Genomic DNA, 21,221 nt, shown 5'->3' on the forward strand with positions numbered 1-21,221 from the left:
CGTTTTTGTTAATCGAAATTAACGTTGGCACGCTTGGTTTTGTTTAGTTTTCAAAGATCATTTTCAGTTACTCGTTTAGAAGCAACTTAACTAATATAACACATTGAAAATAACAGGTCAACATGTTTTTAATTTTTTTCTTAATCATTTAAAAGTAAACAGCTCCTCTTAAATGACTTTTATTACTATAACAACAATTATATCTTAAGTCAAATAAATTTATAAACTTTTTAAATCGTCCTAAAAGAATTATTTCCACTTCCTTATAGAAGCATACTTAAAACATTCTAATAAAAAAAGAGATGCACATTTAAGTACACCTCTTCCTTCAACCTTTTAAGCTAAGAAGATAAAATATAGAACAAACACTACAAACAACCCATACATAATCGGGTGAATTTCTTTCGCTTTGCCCTTCATAGCCATTGTAATTGGATAGAAGATAAATCCGATCGCGATTCCTGTAGCAATACTATATGATAATGGCATTGCAATGATTGTTAAGAATGCTGGAACAGCAATTTCAAAACGATTCCAGTCGATTTTACCTAATGAAGAAACCATTAAGATTCCAACAATAATTAACGCAGGTGCCGTAACTGCTGGTGTAACAACTCCTAGTAACGGTGAGAAGAATAGTGCTAATAGGAATAATGCTGCTGTAACAACTGAAGCAAATCCAGATCTTGCACCTGCAGCAACTCCTGCAGATGATTCTATATAAGATGTTGTTGTTGATGTTCCTAGAATTGAACCAACAACAGTTGCTGCTGAGTCTGCAAATAATGCTTTTCCTGCTCTAGGTAATTTATTGTCCTTCATTAACCCTGCTTGGTTAGCAACTGCTACTAATGTACCAGCAGTATCAAAGAAATCAACAAACAAGAAAGTTAAAATGACAACTAAAATTTGAATTGTGAAGATTTGATCTAAATTGAATAATGCCTGTCCGAAAGTAGGCTCTAAGCTTGGTACAGCACCTACGATTGCGGTTGGTGCAGAAATTTGTCCGAAGATCATTCCTACTATTGCAGTAATAAGCATACCGAAGAAAATTCCACCTTTAACACCACGAACCATTAAGATAACTGTTACAAATACTCCAAAGATTGCAAGCAGTGTCTGTGGGTTTGATAAATCTCCTAAACTAACAAGTGTTGATTCATTACCAACGATGATTCCAGCATTTTGAAACCCTACAAAAGTGATAAATAAACCGATACCCGCTCCTACAGCAAACTTAAGCTCTGCCGGAATAGAATTTATAATTTTTTCACGTAAACCAGATAATGTTAGAGCAATAAAGATTAATCCTGAAACAAAAACTCCTGATAAAGCTGTTTGCCAAGGTACACCCATAGTTAGTATTACTGTAAATGAGAAAAATGCGTTTAAACCCATACCAGGGGCAAGTGCTATTGGGTATTTAGCGATAAGACCCATTAATAATGACCCGACTGCAGCAGCAATTGCTGTAGCTGTGAAGATTGCACCTGAATCCATTCTCATTTCAGCAGGTAAATCAGGTATTGCCTCCATAGATAATATGCTTGGGTTAACAAATAAAATGTAGGCCATTGATAAAAATGTTGTTAATCCCCCAATAAACTCACGACGATAGTTAGTACCTAATTCATCGAATTGAAAAAACTTCTTCATAATAGGTGTTCCTCCTAGGTTAGTTAAACGTCGCATAATGAAGGGAACCTAAATAATAGATTATAAGTTCGATAATAATAAAAGCGCTCATAGCAGACCATGAGCGCTTGACACTTAGAAAATATTAATACTAGGTTAATGAAATAAAACCTATATACTAATACTTCGTAGTCAAGCAATTTACGGTAGCTTGGTAGAAACTTTTGGGCCATATCCCCAACATTATACGACGTATTTCGACTTATTTTGTTATAAATTTATTTTATCAGTTCATTGTTATTCCGTCAATAAAAAAACGAACATTATTTTAAATAATGTTCGTTTCGTTCGTGTTTCACTCCCACTCAATTGTTGCAGGTGGTTTACTTGTAATATCATATACAACACGATTTATGTGGTTTACTTCATTAACGATTCTAGTTGAAATAACTTCTAGTACATCCCATGGAATTCTTGCCCAATCTGATGTCATTCCGTCAATAGAGGTTACTGCACGAATACCAATTGTGTAATCATATGTTCTTGCATCACCCATAACTCCTACACTTCTTATATCAGGAAGAACTGTGAAGTATTGCCAAATATCACGATCAAGACCAGCCTTTTTAATTTCATCACGTAAGATATGGTCAGATTCACGAACAATTTCAAGCTTTTCTTCACTAATTTCACCAAGTACTCGGATACCAAGTCCTGGTCCTGGGAATGGCTGTCTCCAAACGATTTCATCCGGAATTCCTAACTCTGAACCTAAAGCACGAACTTCATCTTTAAATAATGTGTTTAGTGGCTCAATCAGTTGGAATTGCATATCTTCTGGAAGACCACCAACATTATGATGAGATTTGATCGTTTGAGCTGTAGCAGTACCACTCTCAATAATATCCGTATACAACGTACCTTGTGCTAAGAATTCAATTCCTTCAAGCTTAGCTGATTCATCGTCAAATACATAAATAAATTCATTACCGATGATTTTACGCTTTTTCTCAGGATCTGATACACCTTTTAATTTATTTAAGAAACGATCCTTCGCATCCACTTTGATAACATTCATATTGAAGCCTTCTGTGAATGTCTTCATAACACTTTCCGCTTCATTTTTACGTAATAATCCATGATCAACAAAAATACATGTTAACTGATCACCGATTGCTTTATGAATTAATACAGCAACAACTGATGAATCAACTCCACCACTTAATGCACATAGAACTTTTTTATTTCCTACTTTTGCTTTAAGCTTATCAGTTTCCATCTCAATGAAATTTTCCATTGACCAGTTACCAGCACATTCACAAATACCGAAAACAAAGTTTTTCAATAAATCATTTCCATATTCAGAGTGTCGTACCTCTGGATGAAATTGAACACCGTAGAATTTGCGATCTTCGTTACTCATTGCAGCATATGGACATGATGTGCTTGTAGCATCTACAGTAAAGCCTTTAGGAATTTCTCTAACAAGATCTCCATGACTCATCCATACTACTTGTTGCTCTGGTAAATCAGCAAATAAACTTGGTTTGCCATTAATATCAATTGTTGCTTTACCATATTCACGATGACTTGCTGATTCAACTTTTCCACCAAGCTTATGTGTCATAAGCTGCATACCGTAGCAAATCCCTAAAACAGGAATGCCTAAATCAAAAATCGCTTCATCACAGTCAAATGCATTTTCTCCGTAAACACTGTTAGGTCCACCAGATAAAATAACACCTTTAGGATTTAATTTCTTAATTTCTTCTGCTGTTAGTGTGTGAGGATGTAGCTCACTATACACACCAAACTCACGGATACGTCTTGTAATTAATTGATTGTACTGGCTACCAAAGTCTAGTACTACTACCATTTCATGAATGTTTGCCAAAATCGTCACCTCATTGTTTTTTAACTACTATTCTCTATTATACTAAAACAAACTTTGCATACTCATAAAAAAGTGAAGATTAAACTAGCAAAAATTCTGGAGAGACCTATTCGCTTCCCTATGTTTGGTTTATCTTCCTTACAAAGTCTTCATAACCCAGGAAATATCATATAATGCAAAAAAACTAGACTTCTGTCCTTCTATATAAAAAAGAAGGCAGAATTCTAGTTACAGTAACGAACTTTATTCTGCCTTCATAGTCAGGTTATTTACGGTTACCCGGTAGAGACTCTCGATCCATATCATCGAGGATATATGAAGGTACAATATAATTTTTTCTATTCTATCAGTCTATCGTATAAAAGGTCAAGATGATGTTCTTTTAATTAAATTTTCCCACAATTCATTTGACTTCTGCCACTCTTCATTAGAGCTATCACGACGATATAATGCTCTTTCATAACTTTTTGTTAATGCGGTCATCTCCACGATTTGAAAATACCGGTCAATATAATGAGCAAAATCGCGCAATGTTTGATCAGGCTTCTTCTTTAAGCCTATTCTTTCAAACTGCTTTAGCAATGATTCATAAGCTTGAAAAAACACATCGTCATCTTTTCTATCCCTATATTTCAACAGCAACAATCTTCCTAACCATTTTGTTCTTGTTTTGAACATAATGAAGCCTGTAATGACAATCACTAACAATGTTCCATATAATCCATAGCTACCTAAGCGTATATCGAATAGTGTGAATGTATCATTAGAAGTTGATGAGCTTGTATCTTGCTCCTCTTTTTCAGGCTTTTCAGGCGTTTCTTCAGGTTCTTCTTCTTTTTCAACTGGCGTTTCTTGTTGATCTGCCTCTTCATTTTCTTCAGCATTTTTATAATCAGCTGTTAATTCATAAGGATTTACAAAGCCCTGTGTTGGTTCAAATGGTACCCAACCAACACCATCAAAGTAAATTTCCACCCATGAGTGGGCATTGTTATTCGTGATTCTGTACTCCTTTTCTACGTTTGAAAGAGCCCGAACAAAATCACCTTCTGTATAGCCTTTTACCCATCTAGCTGGAATATCAATTGACCGTAGCAATACAATCATTGATGTTGAAAAGTTATCGCAATATCCCGTGAAGGTTTCGAATAAAAATTGATCAACATAATCTTGATTTCCTTCTGGAATCGCAATATCTTCTCTATCATAAGAAAAGGATACCGATCCCAAATATTCTTCAATCGCTTTAGCTCGATCGTATTGATTTCCTTCTTCTTCGGTAATATTCACCGCTAAGTCTCTAACCCGCTGTGGAAGTGTGTCAGGCAATTGAGTATATCTTTCTATAAAGCCTTCTGGCATATTTTCAAACGTTTGTTCCTTTTTCATTTCATTTATAGGATATAACGGGATGTTATAACTAATATCATAATCTAAGAACTCTTCTCTTTCTCCTTCATCATCAGGAAATGGAGAAAGCTGCTCTATATTTTTGTTCACATACAGAGGAAGATTACTTTCTGTCTCAAAAGATGTTAAGCCTAAAGGATAAATCACATGCAAAAATTTATAGTCTTCATTGATTGCAATAGACGAGGTGAGTTGTTTTGTTTCTACTCTCTCATCTACCCAGTTAAACTCATTTTGGATATTTGTTACCTCTTCTTTTACAGCATCAGGATCAGATGCCTGCCATCCTTTACCTGTATAAAAATCCTTTGTTTCAACACGCCAATAATGTCTATCAGAAGAGACATGAGTCAAGACCTCCGTATCATCCTCAACAAACCCTCCACCTAGCTGATCATCATTTTGACTATAACCAATTTTCTTTGTGCTGCTTCCTTCATCGTCTTCACGACCAACAGCTGTGATGTATGGAACAGGATCTGGCCACTGAGGTGAAGCCTTTGGTGCTAAAATAGCTAAAATCATTGAAACCACAATAAACGCAAAAAGTGGTAAAATCCAGCGAAGAGAAGCAATTTTCTTCACCTGTAAGTTCTCGAGCTTTTTCAGTCGATCAAAATAAAGCAAACCAAGCATAAAAAAGCCTATTAACACTGTTCGAACAATAGCAAATGTTGCATCATATGCTGTAAAAGTATCCAATATCGTAATATACAGAAGTGTTAAAACAAAGAAAAACAAAATTCTTCGTTGAAACAAGATCCAATAATGAATCAAATAAACTAGCAGCCATAAAAGGGTGAAGAATAAAAGTGACCTAAAGGAAGACGTCATATTTAACCAATCTGCATTAGGAATTAGTCCAAAATTGTAGGCAATATCTCTCCCTAAATCCTTTAGCCATAAAAAGCTAAAAAACACTCCTTCAAAGTACAAGCCATGTAACATAAAAGCAATAATAAAAAGCTTTATTGGATATGTGAAATACCAGCGCACCTTGAAAAAAATGAGTATAAAACTAACACCAATAAAAAAACTAAAGATAAATGTGTTTGCTGTATCTGTATAATCTTCAAGTGGCCTTAGCCATTCCCATAATAAAATAAACGCAAAGATATAGTAGATAAAAGCAATTGTTTTACTGTCATTTTCCCTTTGAAGTTTCACGAATTGCCCACCTCTTTGAATCCATTTTCAACATCACGATTCTGCAAAATCCTCACACTAATATGACGCTTTTTTAGCCTCTCGATTAGGACACTATCTTCTTTTGATAGCTTGTCATAGTAGCTCTTAACCATATACACCATATATGTTTGCTGATGCCCTACAAGTCCTTCGAGCTTGCGAACTAAATCAAGATTCAAGTTACTTGTAAAGATAATATTTGTCACTTGCTTCATATCTGCTTTTAATCTCGGATTCTCTAAAGATGCTGAAAATGGTTTATGACTATCACAATCTACTTTTGCAAGATGATAAAAAATACTTCGTACATGTTGTTCATCTGATTGTAGTCCAAACACATGCTGATCAGACCCCATTGATATAAGACTTACTCTTGCACCACTTTTCACAATTGCTTTTATATATGATGCTGTATGTGTAATAAGCGATTCAAATAAAGCAGATTTTGTCCGATCTAAAAAGACGACAACATCACGACTCTGTAGTTGTTCAAATTCCTTTGTCATAATTGAATCTCTTCTTGCTGTTGCTTTCCAATCAATCCAAGCAAATTTATCACCAGGCTGATATTCTCTAACTCCAACTGCTATCGTTGAATCCTGCCAATATTTCGTTTGTGTTGAAGCAGATCCTTGTTCAAATTGTTTTTCATTAGGACGATAATCAACATCGATTAATGTTGGATAAACCAAAAAGTAATTTTCAACTACAAACGTTATTTCCTTCTCAATTAATCCAAATAAGTCTCCAGTGCGAACTCGAACAGAGCCAAATTGATGTTCACCTCTTGGCATATTTAACAACGCATAACTATACGTAACTGATCTTTTGAACCAAGGAAAAAACAACTTCTTAGGTTCTTCCAGCTTTTTGATTCCTTTTATTCGATCAGTGAGTTCATCCTCAACTAAAAGGTAAAATAACGGAAAGGGAAATTTCCGCCTCACAGTAACTGTAGCAATTAACCTCTGACCAGCAGTAAACTGTTCTTGATTAACTTTTCTTGTTACCTGAAATGACCGAATGGGATATAACATTAACAGTATAGAATAAATCGCAAAAGGTAAAAAACTATAAAACAAAAACCAACTTACAAATCCACCTTGAAACATCGCATAGCTAAATGCCGCAGTAGTAAGAAATAGGAGAGAAAACAGCTTCCAACCAACGGAAAACCTTTTAAAAAGCGCAATCATTTACTACTTAACGACCTTTGAACTGGCACAGAAGTTCGGCTAATAATCTCTCCAATAATATCCTCTGATGATTTCCCCTCAAATTTCGCCTCAGATCTTAATATAATTCGATGTGCCAAAGTGTAAACAGCTAAATATTGAATATCATCAGGAATAATATAATCTCTTCCTAAAATAAATGCATAAGCTTGAGCAGCTTTCATTAATGCAATAGAAGCACGTGGACTTGCTCCTAAATAAACAGAAGGATGCTTTCTCGTTTTACTAGTGATATCGATAATATAGTTTTTTATCGTTTCATCAACATAAACAGTTTGGATCTCATCTTGTAGCTCAGCTAATTCTTCTTTTGATATTACACTTTCAATCTTATGGATCGGTCTTTCCTTTTCCGCTAAAGTTAACACTTCAAATTCTTCAGACTTTGTTGGATACCCCATTCTTAGCTTAAATAAAAATCGATCAAGCTGTGCTTCAGGTAAAGGGTACGTTCCTTCATAATCAACAGGATTTTGTGTGGCCATTACAAAGAAGGGCTTCGCAAGGATTCTTGTGTTCCCATCAACGGTCACACTTCCTTCCTCCATCCCCTCTAATAAGGCAGATTGGGTCTTAGGAGAAGTTCGGTTAATTTCATCAGCTAAAACAATATTTCCAAAAAGCGGACCTTCACGAAATTCAAATCTTAATTCTTTAGGATTATATATGGAAACACCTGTCACATCAGACGGAAGTAAATCAGGCGTGAACTGAATTCGCTTAAACTCTGCACCAACAGATTTAGCAAGCGCCTTAACCATCATCGTCTTCCCAACACCTGGAACATCCTCAAGTAAAACATGCCCATTTGCAAGAATCGCAACAAGACTTAATAAACTAACATCTCTTTTTCCAACCATAACACTTTCAATATTTTTAATAACTCGACCGAGTTTTGGATGCATTGCTTCGTATTGAGACATGATATTCCTCCTGAGATGAATTCTATCTTTCTTCTTCATTATAGTATTCTGATTAACTTAACAAAATCCTTTTGATTTTAGTAATATATTGAAATTTTAACAATATAAAAAGAAAGGGATACATCAAGTTTTCCCGAATAGGTATATTAGAGGAATGAAAGGAGAGAAAAGTATGGGCTTTCTAGATGGACTTTTAGGCAATGCTTCAACAATCTCAAACGAAGAAGTAACAAAAGAATTAGAACAACTTTTAGCTCACGGTGAGGAAATTGATGTGGCATTCAAGTTAATTAGAGATTTAATTGTATTCACAAACAAACGTCTCTTAGTGGTAGACAAACAAGGACTAACAGGCAAAAAGGTTGAATACCACTCCATTCCCTATAAAAGCATTTCCCACTTCAGTATCGAAACAGCTGGTCACTTTGATCTTGATGCCGAACTAAAAATATGGATTTCTGGCGCACAAACACCCGCTATCGCAAAACAATTCAAAAAAGATAGTAGCATTTATGATATTCAAAAGGTTTTAGCGACAATTTGTGGGTAAACATGATATATTCTTGAAAAATGAGGCTAGCTTTTGCTAGTCTTTTTGTAGTTTTGATATGAGATTAGATGATGAAAGCGTTGTTATGTGGAGGAGTATCCTCACAACGCAGCTATGCGCGAAAGGTACTTGATTTTATCTTCGATTTTGGTGATTTATCTTCGATTTCTCCGATTTATCTTCGATTATTGAAATTTATCTTCGATTTTCCAGATTTATCTTCGATTAGACAATTTCCGACAAAAACCTATCTCCCTCTAGAATAATCTCAGCATAACAAAAGGGCCTCCAGAGGTTCAAAGAAATGAACTCCGGTAGGCCCTACTATGAGGCTAGCTTTTGCTAGTCTTTTTCTAGTTTTGATATGAGATTAGATGTTGAAAACGTTGTCATGTGGAGGAGTGCCCTCACAACGCAGCTATGCGCGAAGGGTACTTGATTTTATCTTCGATTTCTCCGATTTATCTTCGATTCGGCTAGGCCCCCTTATATCGGACACGTACTTTTGTTTTCTTTTATTTCCATAGTTTTTCATTTTGGTGTAAGTAGTTAGAGGAAATTGTTCCCACTTTTCTCATTTTCTCGCATGAGGGGACATGTTCCTCTTGCACATTGTGTGCCTTACTTACCTTGTTTATAAACTTATTTCTTGAATCGGGATTTCACCTGCCAATGAAAGTTGACTGAATGTCTCTGGTGAACGATTCTTTATGCTTCCATGTGGTCGAACGGTATTATAAAAATCTATATATCTATCAATATAGTGATACGCTTCTTCATAGAAATGGAAATGATGTCGATCAAAACACTCACGCTGAATTTGACTGTGGAATGATTCAATATATGCGTTCATATTTGGCGTTTTATTCGGTATTCTCTCATGATGTATTTTTTGATACTGACAGAAGTCACCGAATAAATGACTCACAAATTGTGGTCCATTATCCGTTCTTACAATTAACTTTTCTTCAAATTCTCCTGGCTTAAAATGAATCTTGCGCCTAATTAATGCTTTGGTAAGCATGGTTGTGATATCTTTTGCACGACAGGTAGATCCTCTATAAATACCTACAATTTGCCGATCATACACGTCAATGGCACAACACATAAACACAAAATAGGAGGTGCCTGTGATACTACCGTATTTAATATCTAGCTGCCATAATTGGTTTGGAGCTGTAATGATACGATTTCTAGCTATACTTCTAGGATGCTTTGTCTGTTTCTTTCTACATTCTTTTAAGATGTCTAGTTTTTTACATAAACGATACACTTTCTTTTTGCTAATAATTAAGCCATGATCATCATTCAATAATGATCTCCACTTTTTGTATCCTAATCCTCCCATTTCATCATCCAGGTCATATTCCATAAGGTATTCTTCGATTTGTTCATCGGAAATCATATGACCATTTTTATGCAAGGAGTAACCTGGAGCTGGTCTACCTCTTTTAGGATGGACCTTTATTTTTTTCTCAGACTTTCGATCATAGTATGTGGAGCGATTTAGTTCCAAAATGCCTATAATCCGTTTAACAAAGAATCCTTTTGAAATCCACCAGTCCGCTATTGATAATAACTCATCTAGAGATGGTCGTTTTTTTTTAATGCATCTTTTAGTACAGCTACTTCAAGCTCTTTTTCTCCTAGTAATTTCATAGCTAGCTCATATTTCTTTCTATATTCTTTTTCAGTTGTCACAGTAGGCATAATGCTTTTTCCTTCTGCCTCGATCTGATCTAATATCTCGATCTCATACTCTTTTATCCATTTTCTTAATGTGTCAGGATGAATCCCAGCTGACCTTGCCGTTGTAGCTATTTTATTTGTTTCTAACGCCATTCTTACATGGTGTTTCTTTACATCCTCAAAAAGTTCGATCTTCTTCTTTGCCATTCCCTCACCACCTTTATCGATCATCTTCGGTTAAAAAGATTGTACTCTTTATCAATTTTCGTGTCCAAGTGATTAAGGGGGCTTAAAAGGATTATTGAAATTTATCTTCGATTTTTCGGATTTATCTTCGATTAGACAATTTCCGACAAAAACCGATCTCCCTCCAGAATAATTTCAGCATAACAAAAGGGCCTCCAGAGGTTCAAAGAAATGAACTCCGGTAGGCCCAACTATATATTAAGTATCATCTTATGGAAATTTCCGCAAATATCTATTACAAAAAATGCTTCTCAAGATAATCCGAAACACCGTCTTCATCACAAGTAAAATCTGTTACATCATCAACTAATTCTTTTATATGATCCGGGGCATTTTTCATCGCAACCGAATGTCCAACAAACTTAAGCATTGGTATGTCATTATCACTATCACCGATCCCAACAATATCGTTTGCTGTTAAGTTATGCTTATTTAATATGTACTCAATACCTGTTGCCTTGTTTACGTTCGCGACCATAATCTCAACATTATGCTCTGATGAAATAGACATGGTAAAATCTATTTCCTTCTTCAATTCCTCAAGCTCCTTTTTCCACGTATTGATATGTTCTTTAGAGCGGCTAAAACAGTAGAATTTAGAAAACTTATCTCCCTCAATAACATCTTTCCATTCGATCTCACTCTTGATCGCTTCTTTACGTGACATCCATTCATTTATGCCGACAGTTTCAGTTCTTGGATCACGTATTTCATTTTCAAGAAAGTGACGATCTTCTTTTAGAGTAAATCTAGATCCCTTATTTGGGAAAAGCTCATAGTAAACCTTATGCTTTCTTGCTTTTTCGATTACTTTTTCAACTAAATCAAGTGGTAACGAATGCTCCATAACTGCAACTCCGTCAACATGTGCAGCCATTCCGTTGGAGCTAATAAAGCCATCAACCTGAAAACCTTCAGGTACTAAAGCCTCAATTTCATCAAATGATCTTCCAGTTGCAATAAACACGAGAATTCCTTTACTGCGTAACTGATCAATAACTTCCTTTGTTTTTACAGTTACTTGATTTTGGTGAGTTAAAATCGTACCATCCATATCTAAAAAAATTGCCTTAGGTTTTATCATGTTAGTCCTCCTAAAAAATCGGTGAATATAGAATGTATCTCTTAATTGAAGAAATTACCACTCTACATAACTCAAATCATTTATAAACAATATAGTCTACTGTTTCGTTGTTGCTTTTTAAAAGTACCATTCCAAGTTTTTTCACTATCTTATTGGTGGCTGTAATTCCTTTAACACCTTCCTGCTGAAATGCCCACTCCATTAATTTCTGAGCCATTTCACTTGCATAGCCCATTCCTTGAAATTGTGAGGTAATGCCGTATCCAATTTCGATTAATCCTTTTTCATTTGGTGGGTTTTTATAACCCATCATTCCAACAACTGTTTCACTGTTTTTTTCAACAACAAAACCGTACCACTTAGATAGCTCAGGATCTTTTCTAAGCTTATCCAATCTAATAGGAAAAACACGTTCATTATGTACCGGTTCAATAAACCCTTTTATTATTTTCAAGCCAAGAAAGTGCTGCAGTTTCTCTTCTCCATATATAGCAGCCTCTAGAGCTTCAAATGTCATAGGAAGAAATCCTAGTCTTGGAGTTTCTATAGAATACATCAGTAGTTTCTCAACTTATCATTGAGATTATCGAACTTGTGCATGATTTTTCATCAAAATAATAAGTACCACACACCACATATTTCCTGCAAGTAATGTATAGTACTTAATTATTTATTTTATCGAAACTCACTCCCGCCACCCCAAATCGCTCTTCCACCAGTATGAGCTGTATTGGCGTGTGCTTCTTCATCAACTAACTGTATGTGTCCAGGCTCCTCATTATGATGCCATGTGTAACCTTCTGGTGTTTGACCGTTAGCTAATGCCCCTACATCAGATTGTGTGAAGCGTAATTCATTAGCAAGATTTGAATTTTCTACGATCGCTTGATATAACGTATCATTTGCTACTCCAAAATGAATATCATCACTTTCTAAATACAATTCTTCAGCAATCATCACATTAAAGGTTTCATCAAATACTGGAAATGTTCCTTCAACTACTTGTCCATTCGGCAAATCTACTGTTTTTTCTACAAAAGGTACTCCTGTTTCCGGATGTTCGAATCCGTTTAAATGATCATTTCTAGTTTCGAGTTCCTCTGCCGTTACAGTATCCGCACCATCTACTAAATCTACTACACCAATAGCAAGACCTGATACAGCTACTACTTTTCCGATATTCTTCAACCCTTTTATCGCCAGTTCTTTATCTCCACTTGAAAATCCTTTATAAGAAGTACCAGCGTTATGGACTGTATATTTTAGGGCAGAACCAATTCCTTTAACTGTTCTTCCTGTAGAATCCTTTAAATCATCTAAGCCTTTTTGTTTATAATAATCATCTTTTTTTATCGCACCATAAGTCCCTTGTACAGCTCCATCAACAAACTGCCCTGCATTATCTAAAGCTATTTTTGATGCAGAATGAACTTGATCCCCGACATCTTCAATCCATTCTCCAGTACCCTTCCACTTACTACCTACAGCTTTCCCCGTTACTTTTACAGCACCACCGATAAGCCCTCCACCAACAGTACCAACACCTTTACCAATCGTGCGAAAAACACCCATTCAATTGTTCCCCCTTCGATATACAACTATCTATTTTTCCGTTCAACATATATATTTGAAGCCGTAACCTTCTAACATAATAGTATTTTACTAGTTTTCCATTTAGAAACATATCACTTTATGTCGAAAACCCTGTTCTTATAAAAGCCAATACTATGAAGTGACATCCATTCTCTCTCAATCAGAATAGCCTTTTTTAGACAAAGCTATTTCTTCACTACTCCTCATTTTATGTTTTACAAAATAAATCTTAAGACTATTCGTGAATTTGATTTTTTTACATAACATTTTATTTCTCACTTTGACAATTCCCACTTCTAAAGCAAAAACTAAAAGGAGGTTTTATCTCGAGTATTGCCTCCTTCTTGAGACTATGAGTTTTTTATAAATTCGTTACTTTAATGACAAAATACAAATTGTGTTAAAATAAAAGGATCCGTTAAATGGAGATTCATTAAAGAAGAATGTTACCTTAAACTTTGTAATATCTTCCATCAGCATTTATTATCTAGTGAATTCAAATCATCGTGGTTTAGGAGAGGTTTTACGTGAACAAAAAAGATATAGCCCAAATTCGAAAGCAATTTAAAATAGATAATGATTTACTCAAAATCTCCAACATATTTAATGTATATATCATGAAAGAAACAAGTGAAATTTATCATCACCAAAGTCAGCCTTTTGAAATGCTTGATCAAGATCAACAAGAGCTTTTTATGAATAACTTTAAGAAACTACTTGCAGGCCATTTAGATGAAAAACTATTCGAGCTTAAATTTCAACGTGATGCTGAAAATAGCAGTCAGCTTATTTTGCATCAAGGATTACTTAGTCATGATGTGGATGGTTGGAAGGAGCAAATGCTCCAAATAGTAGAGAAAATGCTAAAAAACAGGCAATATGAGATGGATATTGTGATCACCTTTATTCGTGGAGAGTACTTAAAACCAACAAAGCGTCGAAGTGAAGAATCTGAGGAAAGTGACAGAGATACTGTATATTCTCATCCCTTTATTTTATGTAGTATAAATAATACACAAGAGCCCAAAAAGGAATTGCTTTTTGATTATGTTGAGAGGGAATTTAAGTATAGCTTTGTGGTTGATCCAATTATTAATCTTAATACTCCAATTGCAGGGTTCCTTTTCCCTTGTTTTACTGATCATGCAGCAGATGTGAATCACATTCTCTATTCAGCAGGAAAAGTGCATGAACCTGATCATCAATTCATTGAGGAAGTACTTAATGGCGAAGAAACAATGACGGCAAAGGATGATAAAATCGTCTTTGAGGAAATTATTAAAGATGTTACAGGAGATCAATTAAATACATCCACTCTCTCCAATGTTTATGAAGAAATCAATTTGATGATTCAAGAAAATGAAGAGGAAGAGCAACCAAAATTAGATTCCACTGACGTTCAACGTGTTTTAAAAATGAGTGGCTTAGAAGATATAAGCACAGAAAAGGTAGAATCTGCATTCAAAAAAATAATTGATGATGATAAATACGAACTAAAAGCAAGCAGCATACTGCCAAAGTTCACATCAAAATCCATTAAAATCAACACAAAAATCGCGAACATTTCAATCAGTCCACAAGATTTAAGATATGTAAAACAAGTCAACTTAAACAACAAACGTTACCTGATGATTGAAGTGGAAGAAGATACTGTGATTGAAGGATTTACGATGATTCCAGAGGCATTTGGTGTGGAGTCAGGAGAGTAACTTGTAGCGTACCAAAATCAATATCCTTTGGAGTTAAAAATAATAATTGACAGAATACCAATTGTAACTTAGTATTATCCTAACAGTTGAATATTACCTCCTAAGGGGAGTAGCTTTTACAATAAAGTCGTCATTTCGGAGCAATTGCTCTCGGCTTTATCGGCAACTTACGTTGTTAGCAAGACCTTACCTATTTACGGTACAGGTCTATTTTTATGTTTATTAGCCTTTACCATCTTTGGTAGAGGTTTTTTTATGCAATAAGCAGTCTATAAAAGTTATTACTAATTTTTATTTGGAGGTGAGAAGGTTGATACTACGATAATAACTACTTTATTCAACAGAAGTAAATTCATTAAAATTTCCGATTGGTATCCTAGTTCTTATAATGAGATATCACATCGTTTTCATACATGGATTTCAGTTTAATAGAGAATTGAGAGTAAGGGAAAAAATTCAGAAATAATAGATTAACAATTAATATTAAGGGGGCTGTTACAGAGTGGAATTCTCGATCTTATTAGAATACGGATGGGTATTATTATTATTAATAGCAATTGAAGGACTATTGGCAGCAGACAACGCACTTGTTTTAGCAATTATGGTTAAACATCTTCCAGAAGAGCAAAGAAAAAGAGCATTATTCTACGGGCTTGCGGGTGCCTTTATTTTCCGCTTCGCTTCACTGTTTGCAATATCATTCCTTGTTGATGTATGGCAGGTTCAAGCAATAGGTGCACTTTATCTCTTATTCATAGCATTAAATCACATCTTTAGAAAGTTATTGATTAAAAAAGAAGAGAAAAAAGCTGGGCTTGATAAAGAAAAGAAAAAGTCTGGCTTTTGGATGACTGTATTTAAAGTCGAGTTAGCTGATATTGCTTTCGCAGTTGATTCAATTCTTGCAGCAGTAGCGCTAGCTGTCACATTACCAAACACGAACCTACCAAATATCGGTGGACTAGATGGTGGGAAATTCCTTGTTATTTTTATCGGTGGATTAATGGGATTAATTATTATGAGATTTGCTGCAAATTACTTTGTCACATTACTTCACAAAAGACCAGGATTGGAAATTGCCGCATTCGCTATTGTAGGATGGGTTGGGGTTAAACTAGCTGTATTTACATTATCTCATCCGGATCTTGCCATTTTACCTGTTGGTTTTGCGAAAACACCTGAATGGAAGATTACGTTCTATGTTGTTCTTGTTCTAATCGCTGTAGCTGGTTGGTTTTTATCAAAAGAGAAAAAAGAAGAAAACACACCTACAGAGGGACATTAATATCTTTATAAATTGATATTTCACTAGAGAATTAAATGTGTGTAAACATTAGCTTTACCCTCTATAAATAACTAGGAGCAATGCCGTAAATAATGGCGTTGCTCCTTTTTCGGTAATCTAAGAAGCTTTCAAATGTACGAAAATAAAATGGTACAATCTCCCAACAAATCAATCCCCCTGGCATTTCTACCACGCTGGGTATTTAATGAAATAAATGAGACAACGGCATTGATGTTATGCAACGTGTCTCTCCACCTAATTTTTCACTCTGTTACTTCAACCTCGATATTTTCTCTTATACAATTTAAGATTTTTATAGATATATAATTTCTCAGACGCACACGCACAGGCAATGTCTTGAGTGGAAAAATTCAGGACCTGTCTTGACGCTCTAGAACATGTCCCTAGTTTGGATTGTTCACTTTCATAACCAAAAAGATTATGTAAAGCACTCACAGTGGTTCCGCCCAAGAAAATATGCTAAGGCACATTTATGTATTGGACTTTAAACAAAAAAACACTTAGATTTTTATCCAAGTGTCTTCTGAGGCAGATCTATCATTTATTTTTATCATCACACGATTCACTACCTTCCATTTTCCGCTCTTCTTTTTCTTCATGAATCCACTCGGAACTTGAGGTGAAACATAGTCAAAAGGTGTGTATAAGTTATCTGGCACAGTTCTATTTTTTATCATGTTATAAGTAACAAACACAATTATGAAAACAATTGAAATAGCAAATACCGAAACTAATAATAATAAAATCTTCATTTACTTAAATCTGTTTGTTTATTTATCCCTTAGATATGTGTTTGACAACACCTTTTTCAATCAGAACTGTCCTGTCTGCTAATGCAGCTGCATCTGCTTGATCATGAGTAACAAAAATTGATGTACTATTTGTTCGTTTTAGGATTTCCTTTAGTTCATCTCTAATTTTAATTTGAAGACTTGCATCTAGATTACTGAAGGGTTCGTCAAAAAGTAATAGAGAGGGTGCTGGAGCTAAAGCTCGTGCAAGTGCTACTCTTTGCTGTTGTCCTCCACTTAGTTCGTAAGGATAACGCTTTTTATAATCTAAAAGGTCCACTAGTTCCAGCATTTCGTCTAATCGATTCTGCTTTTGCTTTTTCGTCATATGACGGAGACCAAATTTAATATTATCTTCTACCGTCATATGTGGAAAAAGAGCATAGTCTTGAAAAACCATACCTATTCCCCTTTTTTCTGGTGGAATGAAAGTATGGTCATCAACAATTTTTTTACCATTGATTACAATTCTACCAGACTTGGGTGTTTCTAATCCTGTAAGCAGTCTTAATATTGTACTTTTCCCACTACCACTTTCACCTAGAATTGCAATGATTTCACCTTGATTTAATTGCAGAGAGAAGTTCTTGATAACCGGCTGACTGGCACCTCTATATTGATAGACAAGATTTTCAATTTGTACGAACATTTAATTATGCTCCCCCCAATCAAGTACTTTATGGAAAATAAAGATACAAATCCCACTAATTATAATGATTAACAATGATGCAGATGCAGCTTCACTGATCATCTCATCATTTGCATAACGAAAAGCTCTTGTAGCTAGTGTCTGAAAATTAAAGGGTTGTAGTAACATCGTTAATGGTAATTCTTTTAAAATATCAACAAAAACAAGAATAAATCCACCGATGATAGCCCCTTTAACCATAGGAATGTCTACCCTTAAAAAAGTTCGGAATGTAGATAAACCAAGCGTTCTTGAAGCTTCAGTAAAAGTAGTACCGACTTTTTCAAAACCGGCTTCAATTGAGTTATATCCCACAGCTAAAAAACGAATCACATAAGCTGATATAAGCATTACGATACTCGTTCTTAACACAAATGTAGTATCAACATTGAGTAACTTATATAGATCCCCCAGGTTACGATCTATTATTAGAAAAATAGTAATAACACCAATTGCTATAACTGCACCAGGGACTGAATATCCTAAAACTGTCACCCTTGAAAATAGTTTAGGCAACACCCCCCGATTAATACGTGAGTAATTAGCTATGATTAACCCCACGATAACAACGATTATTGAAGCTACTGAAGCAGCAAAGAAGGAGTTTTTGACTAATGTATAAAATTCTGTTGTCCAGATTCTTTCATATGTCATTAACATCCAATAGAATAATTGTACAAATGGGATAAGAAATGCAAGGCTAAAAATAGTAAAACAATAACTAAAAGCAATCCAGGCTTTTACTCCTCTTAATTGCTTAGGCTGAATAGGTCTAATTTTTGTTGTGGAATAGCTAAATTGCTTTCGACCACGTATGACTCTTTCAATCATTAATATGAAAATGACAACGACCATCAATGTTCCTGCCAGTTTAAAGGCAGATTCTTTATCTCCCATGGCAAACCAAGTTTGAAAGATAGATGTGATAAATGTTTGGATGCCGTAATATTTTACAACCCCATAATCATTAATTACTTCTAACATAACAATAGTAGCACTACCAACGATCGCTGTTTTGGAAATGGGCAGGACCACTCTAACAAATGTTTCAAAAGAATTTGCTCCTAGCAGTCGAGCATTTTCAATAATGGAGGAAGATTGATTTTCAATAAAACTTTTTGTAATAACAAAAACGTATGGAAAGAGAAACATTGTAAAAATAAAAATTGTGCCTTCCATTGACATCATACTGAGATACTTTTGATTTGCTTGAATGTCAAATGTATTGCGCAGGGTTGTTTGAATAAATCCTGTATAATTAACCATTCCTTGATAAGTGTATGCACCAATAAAAGGTGGTATTGCTAAAGGCAAGATTAAACCCCATCTAAAAAAGTTTCGTAGAGGAAACTTATAAACCGTAATTATCCATGCTAAACTGGTGCCAATAATGATAGTTGTAATTCCAGTAAAAACCAATAAAATGGAGGTATTATAAAAAATATCTAGTAGTAAATATTCTTTTATATGAAACCAATTCTCATTTGGCTCTTCAAAAAAATGAATTGCGATAAGAATATTCGGTAATAGAATAATCAAAATAAAAATGAAACTTAATATGGCCCACATATTAAGTTGTGTTTTTACTTGTTGAACGAATTTCATGACCACACATCCCTACATTAATACAAAACCATTTCCATTAAACTTTTACCAAATATCAGTATATCGAAAGTTTAAGTGAACGAAAATTCACTCTCAAAAGGTAAAAGCAGTACTATAGAAAATATATAGTACTGCTCTTCCTTTTAAATAAATTATTTCCATCCTACTTCATTAAATAATTGAATTGCACGAGTATTGTTATCTCCAAGAATTGTTAAGTTAATATCCTGCTCCTTAAACTCTCCCCAAGAAGTTAAAGTTTCAGATATTTTTGCATCTGGATTTACTGGATATTCATTATTTCCTTCAGCAAATAATTCTTGCGCTTCTAAACTTGTTAGGAATTCGATAAATTTAACTGCATTATCAACATTCTTTGCATGTTTAACTACTGTTGCACCACTAATGTTAATGTGTGTTCCATTTGTATCTTGATTCGGGAAGAATACTCCCACTTGCTCTCCAACTTTCACTTCTTCTGGATCTGTTGAGTTTAATAGTCTTCCAACATAGTAAGTATTGGAAATTGCTACATCACCCTCACCAGCAACAACAGCTTTAATTTGGTCTGTATCTCCACCCTCTGGAGTTCTTGCCATATTAGTTACAATTCCAGCTGCCCAATTTTTAGCCTCTTCTTCACCATTTAGTTCAATGAATGAAGCTAGTAGAGATTGGTTATAAATGTTTTCAGAAGAACGAATTAGTACACGCTCTTTCCAAGTATCTTCAGTTAATGCTTCATACGTTGAAAGCTCGGATGGATCAACACGATCCTTTGAATAAACAATTACACGAGCTCGTTTTGTTAAACCAAACCAATGATTTTCATCATCCCGAAGCTTTTCCGGAATATTAGTTGTTAATACTTCACTTTCAACCGCTTGTGTTAACCCATCAGATTTTAAACGAGCTAGATTACCAGCATCTGCAGTAATAAATACATCAGCTTCTGTAGCTTCTCCTTCATCTTTTAAGCGCTGAACAAGATCATCTTTACCTGAGATTACGTTTACCTCAATTCCAGACTGTTCAGTAAATTTTTTGTAAAGCTCTTCATCTGTATCATAGTGTCTTGTTGTATATAAATTTACAACACCAGCTTCTTCAACTTCATTTGTTGCTTGTTCTGTTGTTTCCTCTGTTTTCGTTTCTTTTGCTGGCTCCTCATCTGTTTGGTTACAACCTACTAATCCAAGAACTAAGACAGTTAGAAGTAGTGAAAATAATACTACCTTTATTTGTTTCATTATGTCTTTCCCCCTAAAAATTTATGTATTTTACTATATTGATAATAAATATCATTATCAATATACATGAATAATTACAATCATAATGATATTGAGAATCGTTGTCAACTGTTATTAAGGAAATATAAATCCTTTATTCTTGATATAATCAGATCTGTTTAAACATTCCATACCCCAATTTATTGGAATTCTAATTAAAAAAGCTAACACTATACATCGTAAACGTTTGTGTAGCATTTTAATAAGTCATAGACAAAATAATCCATCCATATGTTATTAAACAAAATGTCTTTCTACGCATCCACAATATAAAAAGAAGCTTCTCAAAAGTTCAAAAGAACATGAGAAGCCTCTTTTTATTTACCTCATTGTTAGAAAAGGTTAAGCATTTCACTCTCACCTTACTTAAAAACCATATCATA

18 protein-coding genes and 2 riboswitches are annotated in these 21,221 nt (G+C 34.6%); of the genes, 4 read left to right on the top strand and 14 right to left on the bottom strand.

Features of this window, described 5'->3' with window-relative positions; genetic code table 11:
* Positions 1-336 precede the first annotated feature (336 nt).
* The 5 genes from FS935_RS21325 to FS935_RS21345 form a co-directional block, all read right to left on the bottom strand.
* On the bottom strand, positions 337-1,659 hold the full coding sequence (locus FS935_RS21325) for an NCS2 family permease (RefSeq protein WP_158638680.1): 1,323 nt from the start codon (positions 1,657-1,659) through the stop codon (positions 337-339).
* A gap of 148 nt (positions 1,660-1,807) precedes the next feature.
* Positions 1,808-1,909, bottom strand: a riboswitch (purine riboswitch).
* A gap of 84 nt (positions 1,910-1,993) precedes the next feature.
* On the bottom strand, positions 1,994-3,514 hold the full coding sequence (gene guaA / locus FS935_RS21330; protein ID WP_439116690.1) for a glutamine-hydrolyzing GMP synthase: 1,521 nt from the start codon (positions 3,512-3,514) through the stop codon (positions 1,994-1,996).
* A gap of 255 nt (positions 3,515-3,769) precedes the next feature.
* Positions 3,770-3,871, bottom strand: a riboswitch (purine riboswitch).
* A gap of 27 nt (positions 3,872-3,898) precedes the next feature.
* Positions 3,899-6,109, bottom strand: a complete 2,211-nt coding sequence (locus FS935_RS21335) for a transglutaminase TgpA family protein (RefSeq protein WP_146950664.1) — start codon at positions 6,107-6,109, stop codon at positions 3,899-3,901.
* Positions 6,106-7,326, bottom strand: coding sequence for a DUF58 domain-containing protein (locus FS935_RS21340; RefSeq protein ID WP_146950665.1), 1,221 nt, complete (start codon positions 7,324-7,326; stop codon positions 6,106-6,108). Before FS935_RS21340 ends, FS935_RS21335 begins: the two co-directional genes overlap by 4 nt.
* Positions 7,323-8,288: an AAA family ATPase gene (locus tag FS935_RS21345; RefSeq protein ID WP_146950666.1), complete on the bottom strand. Its 966-nt coding sequence runs from the start codon at positions 8,286-8,288 to the stop codon at positions 7,323-7,325. Before FS935_RS21345 ends, FS935_RS21340 begins: the two co-directional genes overlap by 4 nt.
* A gap of 172 nt (positions 8,289-8,460) precedes the next feature.
* On the opposite strand from FS935_RS21345, the gene FS935_RS21350 reads away from it, so the two are divergent.
* Both FS935_RS21350 and FS935_RS21355 read left to right on the top strand, forming a co-directional pair.
* Positions 8,461-8,838 (top strand): PH domain-containing protein, encoded by a 378-nt coding sequence (locus tag FS935_RS21350; RefSeq protein ID WP_146950667.1) that lies wholly within the window; start codon positions 8,461-8,463, stop codon positions 8,836-8,838.
* 71 nt (positions 8,839-8,909) lie between these two features.
* Positions 8,910-9,104, top strand: a complete 195-nt coding sequence (locus tag FS935_RS21355) for a hypothetical protein (RefSeq protein ID WP_146950668.1) — start codon at positions 8,910-8,912, stop codon at positions 9,102-9,104.
* 368 nt (positions 9,105-9,472) lie between these two features.
* Here the strand turns inward: FS935_RS21355 and FS935_RS21360 are convergent, their stop codons facing one another.
* The 5 genes from FS935_RS21360 to FS935_RS21380 form a co-directional block, all read right to left on the bottom strand.
* The gene (locus FS935_RS21360) at positions 9,473-10,447 is read right to left on the bottom strand and encodes an IS3 family transposase (protein WP_146950669.1); all 975 of its coding nucleotides are present in this window, start codon (positions 10,445-10,447) and stop codon (positions 9,473-9,475) included.
* Complete coding sequence (locus tag FS935_RS23745) at positions 10,423-10,734, bottom strand: transposase (protein ID WP_193559385.1); 312 nt, start codon at positions 10,732-10,734, stop codon at positions 10,423-10,425. Before FS935_RS23745 ends, FS935_RS21360 begins: the two co-directional genes overlap by 25 nt.
* A gap of 274 nt (positions 10,735-11,008) precedes the next feature.
* Positions 11,009-11,857 (bottom strand): Cof-type HAD-IIB family hydrolase, encoded by an 849-nt coding sequence (locus tag FS935_RS21370; protein WP_240050987.1) that lies wholly within the window; start codon positions 11,855-11,857, stop codon positions 11,009-11,011.
* A gap of 76 nt (positions 11,858-11,933) precedes the next feature.
* Positions 11,934-12,413, bottom strand: a complete 480-nt coding sequence (locus tag FS935_RS21375) for a GNAT family N-acetyltransferase (RefSeq protein ID WP_146950670.1) — start codon at positions 12,411-12,413, stop codon at positions 11,934-11,936.
* A gap of 119 nt (positions 12,414-12,532) precedes the next feature.
* A complete protein-coding gene (locus tag FS935_RS21380) occupies positions 12,533-13,429 on the bottom strand; it encodes an HNH endonuclease (protein WP_146950671.1) in 897 nt (298 codons plus the stop codon).
* A gap of 548 nt (positions 13,430-13,977) precedes the next feature.
* Between FS935_RS21380 and FS935_RS21385 the strand changes: the two genes are divergently transcribed.
* Positions 13,978-15,159, top strand: coding sequence for a DUF4317 domain-containing protein (locus FS935_RS21385; protein WP_146950672.1), 1,182 nt, complete (start codon positions 13,978-13,980; stop codon positions 15,157-15,159).
* Between the two features lie 502 nt (positions 15,160-15,661).
* Positions 15,662-16,444 carry a TerC family protein gene (locus FS935_RS21390; RefSeq protein ID WP_146950673.1) on the top strand — a complete coding sequence of 261 codons (783 nt, stop codon included), beginning with the start codon at positions 15,662-15,664 and terminating at the stop codon, positions 16,442-16,444.
* 521 nt (positions 16,445-16,965) lie between these two features.
* On the opposite strand, the gene FS935_RS21395 is transcribed toward FS935_RS21390, so the two are convergent.
* The 4 genes from FS935_RS21395 to FS935_RS21410 form a co-directional block, all read right to left on the bottom strand.
* Positions 16,966-17,217, bottom strand: a complete 252-nt coding sequence (locus FS935_RS21395) for a DUF3951 domain-containing protein (protein ID WP_146950674.1) — start codon at positions 17,215-17,217, stop codon at positions 16,966-16,968.
* A 22-nt stretch (positions 17,218-17,239) separates the two neighbouring features.
* The gene (locus tag FS935_RS21400) at positions 17,240-17,905 is read right to left on the bottom strand and encodes an ABC transporter ATP-binding protein (protein ID WP_146950675.1); all 666 of its coding nucleotides are present in this window, start codon (positions 17,903-17,905) and stop codon (positions 17,240-17,242) included.
* A complete protein-coding gene (locus FS935_RS21405) occupies positions 17,906-19,549 on the bottom strand; it encodes an ABC transporter permease (protein ID WP_146950676.1) in 1,644 nt (547 codons plus the stop codon).
* A 152-nt stretch (positions 19,550-19,701) separates the two neighbouring features.
* Complete coding sequence (locus tag FS935_RS21410; RefSeq protein ID WP_146950677.1) at positions 19,702-20,799, bottom strand: Fe(3+) ABC transporter substrate-binding protein; 1,098 nt, start codon at positions 20,797-20,799, stop codon at positions 19,702-19,704.
* Between the last annotated feature and the right edge of the window lie 422 nt (positions 20,800-21,221).

Source organism: Metabacillus litoralis (assembly GCF_007994985.1).
Classification (GTDB): Bacteria; Bacillota; Bacilli; order Bacillales; family Bacillaceae; genus Metabacillus; species Metabacillus litoralis.